Genomic DNA, 11,372 nt, shown 5'->3' with positions numbered 1-11,372 from the left:
GGCCGGCGGCTGTGCCGTCGCCGCGGCGGCGGGCCTGTGGCCGGGGCCCGGCTGGGCGCTGGGTCCGCTGACGGCGCTGGCCGCCGCCGGGCTGAGCACGCTCGCCCTGGCCCGCCGCCCCGGCCGCACCGGGGACGGACACCTGGACGGCGGCGGCCAGTCGGGCGCCCTGGCGCAGTTGTGCGCCGGGCTGGTCGGCGCCGCCGTCGGCATCACCCTCGGCCAGGCCCTCGCGGTGCCCGCCTGGCTCGGGCTGAGCGCGCTGCTGGTGGCGCTGATCGTGGTGCCGCTGCTGGCCGTACGCCGGTGGACCGAGGCCCTGGACTCCTGGTGGGCGGCGGGCGGCGGCCCCGAGGGGCGGGACGTACTGCACGCCCTCGACGGGCTGCTGGCGGACGCCGTCGTACACGACTGGCTGCTGGCGGACGCCCGGCTGTACTGCGCCGACGGGGCGCGGGCGGTGGCCGGGATGATCCGCCGCGCGGCGGCTGCCGCCGAGGGCCGCGAACCCGCGCCCGCGGCGGGCCGCGACGGCGGTGCGCGGACGGATGGGCGGGCACCGGCAGCCGGCCTCCTGGACGACGACTGGTTCGGCCCGTCGTACGACCAGCGCACCGCGCCCCAGCCGTCGTACGCCTCCTTCGAGACCGCCGACCCCCGGTACGACGACACCGCGCAGGGCTGGGACGACTGGGACGACTGGGACCGCGAACCGGAGCCCGGCGGACGGGACGGAGCCGGGGAGCCGGACACCGCGCACGGCACCCCCTGGCAGGACCCGCTCGCCGACACCGACCCGCCGCCCCGGAAGGCCGCCGACGGCTCGGCACCCGCACCGGCCGCCACCTCGCCCGACACTCCGCCGGACACCCCGTCCGACGATGTGCCCGTCCCCTGGCTGGAGCGCGAAGCGGGCGACGGGGGACCGGAGTTGGTGGCCACCCTCGTCGGAGACCTCGCCGACGGTATCGCCGGGCTCCTCGACCCGTACTGGGGCACCATCGAGCGCGACCCCGGCGCAGCCACCTCGCTCCCCGTCGACCGGGAGGTACGGGCCCTGATCGACGACGAGAGCGCCCGGCTGGCCAGGGACGGCGTCGCCGCGGCCCCCGCCTTCGCCCGGGACCCCGCGTCCCGGCCGGACCCGGCCGTCCTGCTCGGCCTCGCCCCCGACCGGGTCACCCGCGTCCTCCAGGCGCACGGCGACGGCACCGGCACCGTCCCGCTCTGCGCCGCCGAACACCGCCGGCTGCTCTCCCGGGACCGGCACGCCGCCCGCGGGGTGCGCTTCGCCCCGGACGTGACCCGGCACGGCGACGGCCCGCCGCCCGCCGACGGGCACGGGACCGGTCCCGCGTCCGGCGCCGACGACATGGTGTGGACCCCGGCCGGCCGGTACGCGGGCGTCTTCCGGCTGCTGCCACTGCGTACGGGATCGGTGCGCACGGTCCGGCTGCGCGGCGACGGCGACGCCACCTGGCCGGAGCCGGAGCCGGGGCCGGGAACCGGGCCGGAACTGCCCGCCAACGCGAACGAATGAGGGGACGGCATGAACGAGTGGGCGGACCGGCAGGAGTCGGTACGGACATCCGGCCGCGCGCCCGAGGACGGCGCCGTGCCCGGGGACGGCGCCGCGCGCAACGGCGGCCGCCCGGCGCGTGACCGCACGGAGCTGGTCTTCTTCACGGACGAGGGCACGTCCGCGCGGCTGCCGGCGGTCTGCTGGGACGAGCTGCCCGCCGGGCAGCAGCGGCACCCGCTGCGCGCCCGGCCCATGACGCTGGGCGAGGACTGGCGGGTGATGCAGTACCGCCTCGCGCACACCGCGTGCGGCGACCACCGGGCCCGCGACCGGCTGGAGGCGGAGGTGGGTGTCGGCCTCGCCGTGCGCCGGGCGTTCGGCGACGCCCCGTACCACCAGCTGTTCGCCCGGTTCGGCGGCTACCACCTGGACGTACGGGAGCCGTTCGTCTTCTACGAGCCCGCCCGCGGACGCCCGCTGGCGGCGCTCGCGGGCCGGGCCACGGTCAAGGAGCAGGAGCGCATCCGCAGCGAACTGGTGCTGGCGGTACGGCTGTTGGAGGCCATCGAGGTCGTGCACCGCGGCCTGACGCCGCACACCGTACGGTGGGACGGCCGCCACGTCCGGCTGCCCGAACCCTGCCTCGCCACCCGCGCCGGTCACCCCCGCGAGGCGTTCGGCGAGGCGCCCTGGGCCGCGCCGGAACAGCGCGCCGGACACGGCACCGCCGACCCGCGCGACGACCTGTGGAGCGTGGCCCAGGTGATGTACCACCTGGTCACCGGCCGCGAAGGGGACCCGGACGGGCCGCCGCGCGACCTCGCGCGGCTGCCCGCGCTCGGCGTGCTGTCCACCGCGTTCGCATCCACGGCCCAGGAGCGCGGCCGTCCCGTCGAGGTGCTGCGCATGCTCAACCGGCAGGACCCGCTCCAGGGGCGCCCGCTCCCGGCCGACCCCCTGGAGCCGGGACGCCGCGCCTTCGACGGAGAACTGGCCCGCAAACGCATCGCTTTGGGACTGGACGACGACCCGGCGGCGGAACCCGGGCCCGGCCGGACACCGGGCCGCGGACTGCGCGCGCTCTTCGGCGCCGACCGTACGGGCATGGGAGGACGCCGGTGAGCATGTACCCGATGGGCCCCGGGCCCCGCCCGGTGGTGTGCCCGTACTGCCTCGACCCGATCGCCTTCCACGAGGACCGGCTGTACGTACGCGACGAGACCAGCACCTTCGTCCGCCTGGACCTGACGGGCGAGCACAATCCGCTGCGCCGTCAGGACGCGCTGCGCGAGGCGTTCCAGGTCTGCGGCAACACGGCCGGGATGCCCGAGCACTACCTGCCCGCGCCCTACCTCACCAACGGCGAACCGCTGACGGTGGCCCTGGTCGGCAGCTCCCGCGCGGGCAAGACCCACCTGCTCGCCTCGATGATCGGCGAGGTGGAGCGGGGCGCCCTGGACGCGCACGGGCTCAAGGCCGTACCGCTGCACACCGACTCGCACCGCGCCTACCTCAACGACCGGGTTCTCCGGCTGCGGGCGGGCGAGATGCTGGCGCACACCGAGCAGACCGACTTCGCCGAGTTCGCCGACGGGCTGCTGGTCAGCCGGGGCGGCACCACGCGGCCCGTGGTCTTCTTCGACCTGTCCGGCGAGGACCTGGAGCGCACCGGCCGGGTCACCCGCTTCCTGGCCGCCGTCAGCGCGTTCATCTTCGTCGTCGACCCGCTGCGCGCGCTGCCGCTGCCGTACCTGGACGCGGTGCGCGAACGCACCAAGCAGCGCGCCGACGACCTCGGCGACCGCTCGTTCGGCACCGTGCTGGACCGGGTGCGGCACGAGGGACCGTACGTGGACGCGGCGGCCGCGATCGTGGTGGGCAAGAGCGACCTGATCCGCTTCGAGCCGGCGGTGGCGCGCTGGCTGACCGCCCCCGAGAACGCCCGGCCGTCGGCGCGGGCACTGCGCGCGGAGAGCCGCGACGTCTACGCCTTCCTGCGGCACCACGGCGGGCCCGCCTGGCTCAAGCCGTTCGCCGACTGCGCGCGGTGCACCCTGCACTTCGCGTCCGCCACCGGCGGCCAGGAGGACGCGGGCGGCTTCCCGCAGGGCGTCCGGCCGCGGCGGGTGCTCACCCCGCTGCTGTCGGTCTTCGCGATGTGCGGGCTCCTGCCGGGAGCCGACCCTCAGGAGGTGGGGCTGTGAACGCGACCGAAACGGTGCACCAGATCGTCTTCCGCTGGGACGCGGACCACGCCGTCGGCGGCGCCGGGGTGGGGCCGGTCGCCTGGTCCGGCAACCGGGACGGGCTGGAGCCGATCTACCGCAGGATCGCCCCGCTGCTGCGCGTCCCCGACGAAACGGCGCGCGAGAGCCTGGCCCGGGTGGAACTGCCCGCCGAGGCGGGGCACGAGAAGTCGGTCCTGCTGATCCGCCGGATTCCCGACCGGGACCGCGGCGGCCGCCCCAGCACCTGTTCGCACGCGCTGCTGGGCAGCGCGTCGGTGCTCACGCCCGGCCGCTGCCTGGGCCTGCACGACTGGCGCTGGGAGGGCAGTGGCGTCAACCTGCGGGAGGTCGAGGGCCGGACCCTGGACTGCGTACCGGCCCGGACGCTGTGGACGGCGGCCGACCGCACGGCACCGGCGCTCACCGAGCGGACCGGGCGGTTCCCCGAGGAGCTGACGGCGGTGCTGGCCGAGCGCCTGCGCCGCCCGCGCCGTCGCCTGTCCGTCCTGGACCGCACGGGCGGCGAAGGGCCGGTCCCCGTCCTGTGGGGGCTGCGGCAACTGGTGGGGCCCGCGCTGCCCGACTCCTGGTCCTTCGCCACCCACGACACCCGGGACGGCGGGCCGTTCCGCTACGTCTTCGTGCCGCGCTGGCCCGTCTCGGCCACCCAGGATCAGCAGCTGACGCGCCTGGATCCGGCACGGGCGGGGCGCGCCACGTCCGGCGGCGACGGTCCGGACGACGGCCCGCCCGACCACGGCGGCCAGGCCAGGGACGCCGCGGAGCGGCTGGTCGATCACTACCTGGAGCACCGCTACGACCCGGAAGCCCTGCGCGAGACGCGCCGCGCGCTGGCCGAACGCCGCGTCTTCGAGCAGGAACGCCTCGACGAACGCGTCCGCCTGGTGCACGAGGCGCTGAAGTGGCTCAGCCACGCCGTGGACCACCGCCGCTCCCGTACGGACCGGGCGGACGGCCCGGCCCGCGAGGCGGCGTACGACGACCGGGTCTTCGACCACCTGCGGCAGGACCAGGAACAGCGGCCGTACCGGCGGGGGCACGGGGGCCAGGACCGGCCCGCGTACGACCCGCAGGCGTACGACCGGGCCCAGCCGTACGACCGGGCCCGCGAGGACCGGGCCCAGCCGTACGACCCGCCGGACACGCCGTACGAGGAGCGCGGCGGGCAGTCCCACGACCCGCGCCAGGCCGTCCGGGCCGGCACCGGCTTCCCCCGCGACGTGACCGCGGAGGTCCTGCGCAGAGCGCTCCACCAGAACGGCGACGACGCCGCGCGCTACCTGCACAACAGCACCGACGAGGTGCTCCTGGAAGTGCTCGAAGGCGCCCTCCCGGCGGCACAGGCCGACCGCGCGGCCCGCGTCCTCGCCGACCGCGCCCCGCACCGGACCGTCCACGACGCCCGCGCCGTCTGCGAACGCCTCCTGCTGGCCCACCTGTTCCTCGGCCCGGGCGGCGGCTACCGCGACGAGGACCCGGTCACCGGTCCGGACGGCCGGATGCGGGTCCGCACCGCCGTGCTCCTCTACGACGAGTTGGTGCGCCCGTACGCTGAACAGGGCAGCGCCCCCGGCCTGTTGCCCCGCGTCCTCGCGGAGCTGTGGCACGGACACGGCGGGCGGGGCCGCGCGGTACTGCGGCAGCTGCTCGACGACGGCCGGCCCACCGGCTTCGGCGACAAGGGCTGGAAGGCGCTGTTCGACACCGCCACCCGGACGACGGCGCCGCAGGAAACGGCACCGGCCCCCCGCCCGGCCGCCCGCGGCTTCCGGCTCCCCGGCCGCCGCTCCCGCGACACCCGCCCGCCGGACGACCCCTACGGCCGCGAGGACGACACGGCCGGCCGGCTCTGGGTCACGGCACTGCTCATGCTGATAGCCGTCGCCGTGATCCTGATCGCGGTCATCGCGCTGGCGGGGTCCTAGCCGTACCGGCCCCGCGCGGGGCCGTCACCACCGCATCGGCAGCTCGGTGAATCCTGCCGAAAGGCGTCCGCCCATCACCTGGAGCTCTTCGACCGGCAGGCCGGGCCGCGGCCCGGGCAGCCGGGACATCACGTCGTCGCCGGGGTCGGCCTGCTTACGGGCCGCCAGCTCCTTCAGGTGGGCGAAGAACGCCCGCTTGGCCTCCTCGACCCGCGGGGAGTCCACGTCGGCCAGGCCGGAGAGCAGCTCCACCAGGCGCGCGTGCAGCTGGTGCGCGGCCTCGGGAGTCGCGTCGGTGATGAACATGTCGAGGAACAGGCTCCGGACGAAGCAGGGCGCGTTCGCCGGATCGGGGTGGGAGCTGCCCAGCCGCTCGTCCAGCAGCAGGGCCCTGAGCTCGGCGTGGCGGGTCACCAGCCATGCCTCGTCGCCGGCCGGGGACTCGACCCGGCACAGCGGGCCTGCGGCGGCTGGGCCGCACGGGACCGACGCTGTCCGCACCGGCGGATCAAGAAGAACCCCCGCCCGACGGGCCTGGGGAGACCACCAGAGGTTGGTTTGCCGGGGCGGGACGCCGTGCCGCCGGAACGTCATCGCTCTTCGAGGGGCCGCCGCGGCCCCCGAACCGCGAAGATGGCCCCATGGGATTCCACGTCGACTCCGAGGCCGGGCGGCTGCGCCGCGTCATCCTGCACCGCCCCGACCTGGAGCTGAAACGACTCACCCCGACCAACAAGGACGCGCTGCTCTTCGACGACGTGCTGTGGGTGCGCCGGGCGCGCGCCGAGCACGACGCCTTCGCGGACATCCTCCGGGACCGGGGCGTCGCGGTGCACCTGTTCGGGGACCTGCTGGCCGAGACCCTGGAGGTTCCCGAGGCGCGCGAGCTGGTGCTGGACCGGGTCTTCCACGAGAAGGAGTACGGGCCGCTGGCCACCGACCACCTGCGGGCCGTCTTCGACGCGCTGCCCGTCCCGGAGCTGGTGGAGGCACTGGTCGGCGGCATGACCAAGCGGGAGTACCTGGCGGCGCACCCGGAGCCGACCTCGGTGCGCTTCCACGTGATGGACCTCGACGCCTTCGTGCTGCGCCCGCTGCCCAACCACCTGTTCACCCGCGACACCTCGGCGTGGGTGTACGACGGGGTGTCGATCAACGCCATGCGCTGGCCGGCCCGGCAGCGCGAGACCGTGCACTACGAGGCGATCTACCGGCACCACAAGCTGTTCCGGGGCGGCGGCTTCAACGTCTGGTCGGAGGGGCAGGCGGCCTATCCGTCGACCATCGAGGGCGGCGACGTGCTGGTGCTCGGCAACGGCGCCGTCCTGATCGGGATGAGCGAGCGGACCACCCCGCAGGCCGTCGAGATGCTGGCGCGCGGCCTGTTCGCGGCCGGGTCGGCGCGCACCATCGTGGCGCTGGACATGCCCAAGCGGCGGGCGTTCATGCACCTGGACACGGTGATGACGATGGTCGACGGCGCGACCTTCACCCAGTACGAGGGGCTGGGCATGCTGCGCTCGTACACGATCGAGCCGGGCTCCGGCGACCAGGAACTGAAGGTCACCGACCATCCGCCGGAGCACATGCACCGCGCCATGGCGGCGGCGCTCGGCCTGGACGGCATCCGGGTGCTGACCGCGACGCAGGACGTGCACTCGGCCGAGCGCGAGCAGTGGGACGACGGGTGCAATGTGCTGGCCGTCGAGCCGGGCGTGGTGGTCGCCTACGAGCGCAACGTCACCACCAACACCTTCCTGCGCAAGCGCGGCATCGAGGTCATTACCATTCCGGGCAGCGAGCTGGGCCGGGGCCGGGGAGGCCCGCGCTGCATGAGCTGCCCGGTGGAACGCGACCCCGTATAGGCCCCCGGGAGGGGACCGGCCCCCTCGTGGCGGGGAAGGACGGGGAGGACGGGCCGCCCGGGGCGGTCTGTATAGAGATACGGATGGTCGTATACACTTCCAGTCGTACCGATTGCCGCGACCTAGGAGCCACCATGGCGACGGACCTCAAGGGCCGCCACTTCCTCAAGGAGCTGGATTTCACCGCGGCGGAATTCGGCCGGCTCGTCGACCTGGCGGCCGAGCTGAAGGCCGCCAAGCGCGCGGGCGAGGAGGTCGCGCACCTGCGGGGCCGCAACATCGCCCTGATCTTCGAGAAGACCTCCACCCGTACGCGCTGCGCCTTCGAGGTCGCCGCCGCCGACCAGGGCGCCTCGACCACCTACCTCGACCCGGCCGCCTCGCAGATCGGGCACAAGGAGTCGGTCAAGGACACCGCCCGGGTGCTCGGCCGGATGTACGACGCGATCGAGTACCGCGGCAGCTCCCAGGAGGCCGTCGAGGAGCTGGCCCGGTACGCCGGCGTCCCGGTCCTCAACGGCCTGACCGACCGCTGGCACCCGACCCAGATGCTCGCCGACGTGCTGACCATGCGCGAGCACGTGCCCGGCCGCCCGCTGCCGGAGATCGCCTTCGCCTACCTCGGCGACGCCCGCTACAACATGGGCAACTCCTACCTGATCACCGGCGCGCTGCTCGGCATGGACGTACGGATCGTCGCGCCCGAGGGCCTGTGGCCGGACGAGGAGGTCGTCGCCCGGGCCGAGGAGCTGGCCGCGCGCAGCGGCGCCCGCGTCACGATCACCGCGGACGTGGCCGAGGGGGTGCGCGGCGCGGACTTCGTCGCGACCGACGTCTGGGTCTCCATGGGCGAGCCCAAGGAGGTCTGGGACGAGCGCATCGCGCTGCTCGGCGGGTACGCCGTCACGATGGACGTGCTGCGCGCCACCGGCAACCCGGACGTGAAGTTCCTGCACTGCCTGCCCGCCTTCCACGACCTCGGCACCGCCGTCGGCCGTGAGATCCACGAGCGGCACGGCCTGACCTCCCTGGAGGTCACGGACGAGGTCTTCGAGTCGCCGCACTCGGTCGTCTTCGACGAGGCGGAGAACCGGCTGCACACGATCAAGGCGGTCCTGGTCGCCACGATGGCGGGCTAGCGCGCCGCGCCGTACCCGACCGGGTCCGGTACGTCCGCCGCAAGGGCCGGTGCGCCCGTATTGCATGGCTATACGGGCCAATGAGCGATCATGCAGGCATAACCGCTACCATCGAACCGGCGTACGACGTCCGGCCCACCGTCCCGGACCTCGCCCCGTGCCCGGCCCACCGCCGCACGCACCGCACCACCGCACCACCGCACCATCAGAGAAGAGAACCACCCCATGCGTCCGTCAGGTTCTGGACTGCGCGTCAAGTCCCCCGACCTCCTCGTCGCCGAATCCGGCACGGACCTCGAAGGCCACGGCCTCAAGCGCACCATGGGGCTCTTCCAGCTCGTGTGCTTCGGCATCGGCGCCATCGTCGGCACCGGCATCTTCGTCGGCCTGTCCGACACCGTCGCCCGGTCCGGCCCCGCCGTCGTCGTCTCCTTCGTGCTCGCCGCCGTGACCTGCGTCTTCACCGCCTTCTCCTTCGCGGAGCTGGGCGGCGCGATCCCGGTGTCCGGCAGCTCGTACTCCTACGCGTACGCCACCCTCGGCGAGCGCGCCGCCTTCCTCGTCGGCTGGTGCCTGCTGCTGGAGTACGGCGTCTCGGTCTCCGCGGTCGCGGTCGGCTGGGGGCAGTACCTGAACGAGCTGCTGAACAGCCTGACCGGCTGGCAGCTGCCCGCCGCGCTGTCGAACCCGCCCGGCGACGGCGGCGTCGTCAACGTCCCCGCCGTTGTCGTGATGCTGCTCGCCGCGGTGCTGCTGGTGCGCGGCATCCGCGAGAGCGCCCGCGCGACCGCCGCGATGGCCGTGCTCAAGCTGGCGGTCCTCGTCCTGTTCTGCGCCATCGCCTTCACCGCCTTCGAGGACGGCAACCTCACACCGTTCGCCCCGGAGGGCGTCGCCGGCATCACCTCCGGCGCCTCGGTGGCCTTCTTCTCGTACATCGGCTTCGACGCGATCACCACGGCGGGCGAAGAGGTGAAGAACCCGCGCCGGAACGTCCCCGTCGCGATCATGATCTGCATCGGTGTGGTCACCGTGCTCTACGGCGTGGTCGCGCTGTCCGCCATCGGCGCGCTCTCCGCCGACCGGGTGGGCGACCAGCCCGCCGCGCTGTCCCTCGTCGTCAACCAGGTCACCCACTCCGCGGTCGGCGGCGGCGTGATCGCCTTCGGCGCGGTCGTCGCCATCGCCTCCGTCGTGCTGGCCGTCATGTACGGGCAGACGCGGATCCTGATGTCGATGTCCCGCGACGGACTCGTTCCGCGCGTCTTCGAGCGGATCTCGCCGAAGACCGCCACCCCGGTCGCGGGCACCTGGATCGTCGCGGTGGTCTTCGCGGTCCCGGCCGCGGTGGTCCCGCTGGACGTCGTGATGAACCTGACGACCATCGGCACGCTGGCCGTGATGGCCGTCGTCAACGTCAGCGTCATGGTGCTGCGCCGCACCCGCCCGGACCTGCCGCGCCGCTTCCGGGTGCCGCTCTTCCCGCTCGCCCCGCTGCTCGGCATCGTCTTCTGCGGCTATCTGATCTACGGCACGGGCCCGGCGACCTGGCTCCAGTTCGCCGTGTTCCTCGCGGCCGGCGCGGTCGTCTACGCGCTGTACGGCCGGCGGAACTCCCGGCTCGGGCGGGGCGGTACGGAACCGGACGGCGAAACCGCGGCGCCTGCGGAGGCACCCGCGACCGTGTGACCCCCCGGCCGGGCGCGGCCTCCGGTGGCGACAAGCCGCCGGAGGCCGCGGTGCGTTATCGCGTACTCGTGACGACGGTCACGCAACGGTGATAACTTCGAAACGCGATCGCGTTCCGGCACCAGCCGTCCGGCTGAAGGGGGCAGTGGCCCGATGAGCCCGTTCACAGGTTCGGCCCGTACCACCGACGCATGGCAGCATCTGCGCGTGACCAGGGAAGACGGCATCGCCACCGTCACCCTCGCGCGCCCCGACCGACTCAACGCGCTGACCTTCGAGGCCTACGCCGACCTGCGCGACCTGCTCGCCGAGCTGTCCAGGGAGCGGTCCGTACGCGCCCTCGTCCTCGGCGGCGAGGGCCGCGGCTTCTGCTCCGGCGGCGACGTCGAGGAGATCATCGGCGCCACGCTCGCCATGGACACCGCGCAACTGCTGGATTTCAACCGGATGACCGGCCAGGTCGTGCGCGCCGTACGGGAGTGCCCGTTCCCGGTGATCGCCGCGGTGCACGGCGTCGCGGCGGGCGCCGGAGCCGTCCTCGCCCTGGCCGCCGACTTCCGCGTCGCCGACCCCTCGGCCCGTTTCGCCTTCCTCTTCACCAAGGTCGGCCTCTCCGGCGGCGACATGGGCGCCGCCTACCTGCTGCCGCGCGTCGTCGGCCTCGGCCACGCCACCCGGCTGCTGATGCTCGGCGAACCGGTCCGCGCCCCCGAGGCCGAGCGCATCGGCCTGATCGGCGAACTGGCCGAGGAGGGCCGCGCGGACACCGCCGCGCACATCCTCGCCCAGCGGCTCGCCGCCGGGCCCGCGCTCGCCCACGCCCAGACCAAGGCGCTGCTCACCGCCGAGCTGGACATGCCGCTGGGCGCCGCCGTCGAGATGGACGCCGCCACCCAGGCCCTGCTGATGAACAGCGCCGACTACGCCGAATTCCACGCCGCCTTCACCGAGAAGCGGCCCCCGAAGTGGCAGGGGAAGTAAGG

Annotated in this window: 8 protein-coding genes and 1 pseudogene; 8 read left to right on the top strand and 1 reads right to left on the bottom strand. The window is 74.4% G+C overall.

Annotated features, from left to right (window positions below):
- The 4 genes and pseudogenes from IH45_RS0120230 to IH45_RS1000000147950 all read left to right on the top strand — a co-directional run.
- Positions 1-1,540, top strand: a pseudogene (locus IH45_RS0120230) (hypothetical protein); the annotation flags it as partial.
- 9 nt (positions 1,541-1,549) lie between these two features.
- Positions 1,550-2,644: a serine/threonine-protein kinase gene (locus IH45_RS1000000145315; protein WP_050515002.1), complete on the top strand. Its 1,095-nt coding sequence runs from the start codon at positions 1,550-1,552 to the stop codon at positions 2,642-2,644.
- Positions 2,645-2,646: 2 nt separating this feature from the next.
- Entirely contained in the window at positions 2,647-3,726 is a 1,080-nt protein-coding gene (locus tag IH45_RS1000000145310; protein WP_050515001.1) for a TRAFAC clade GTPase domain-containing protein, read from the top strand.
- Entirely contained in the window at positions 3,723-5,696 is a 1,974-nt protein-coding gene (locus IH45_RS1000000147950; RefSeq protein ID WP_050515000.1) for a hypothetical protein, read from the top strand. The genes IH45_RS1000000145310 and IH45_RS1000000147950 overlap by 4 nt, the downstream gene beginning before the upstream one ends.
- A 24-nt stretch (positions 5,697-5,720) precedes the next feature.
- On the opposite strand, the gene IH45_RS0120215 is transcribed toward IH45_RS1000000147950, so the two are convergent.
- Positions 5,721-6,197 carry a cytochrome P450 family protein gene (locus IH45_RS0120215; protein WP_107058684.1) on the bottom strand — a complete coding sequence of 159 codons (477 nt, stop codon included), beginning with the start codon at positions 6,195-6,197 and terminating at the stop codon, positions 5,721-5,723.
- A gap of 140 nt (positions 6,198-6,337) precedes the next feature.
- On the opposite strand from IH45_RS0120215, the gene IH45_RS0120210 reads away from it, so the two are divergent.
- The 4 genes from IH45_RS0120210 (at position 6,338) to IH45_RS0120195 (ending at position 11,370) form a co-directional block, all read left to right on the top strand.
- The gene (locus tag IH45_RS0120210) at positions 6,338-7,561 is read left to right on the top strand and encodes an arginine deiminase (RefSeq protein WP_030669965.1); all 1,224 of its coding nucleotides are present in this window, start codon (positions 6,338-6,340) and stop codon (positions 7,559-7,561) included.
- A gap of 134 nt (positions 7,562-7,695) precedes the next feature.
- The gene (argF, locus tag IH45_RS0120205) at positions 7,696-8,700 is read left to right on the top strand and encodes an ornithine carbamoyltransferase (protein ID WP_030669962.1); all 1,005 of its coding nucleotides are present in this window, start codon (positions 7,696-7,698) and stop codon (positions 8,698-8,700) included.
- Between the two features lie 225 nt (positions 8,701-8,925).
- Entirely contained in the window at positions 8,926-10,389 is a 1,464-nt protein-coding gene (locus tag IH45_RS0120200) for an amino acid permease (RefSeq protein WP_030669959.1), read from the top strand.
- A gap of 153 nt (positions 10,390-10,542) precedes the next feature.
- Positions 10,543-11,370, top strand: coding sequence for an enoyl-CoA hydratase family protein (locus IH45_RS0120195; RefSeq protein WP_030669956.1), 828 nt, complete (start codon positions 10,543-10,545; stop codon positions 11,368-11,370).
- The last annotated feature ends 2 nt before the right edge of the window (positions 11,371-11,372 follow it).

The sequence above is a fragment of the Streptomyces rimosus subsp. rimosus genome (genome assembly GCF_000720725.1).
In the GTDB taxonomy this organism is placed as follows: domain Bacteria; phylum Actinomycetota; class Actinomycetes; order Streptomycetales; family Streptomycetaceae; genus Streptomyces; species Streptomyces rimosus_A.
This window is presented reverse-complemented; position numbering and strand designations above follow the sequence as displayed.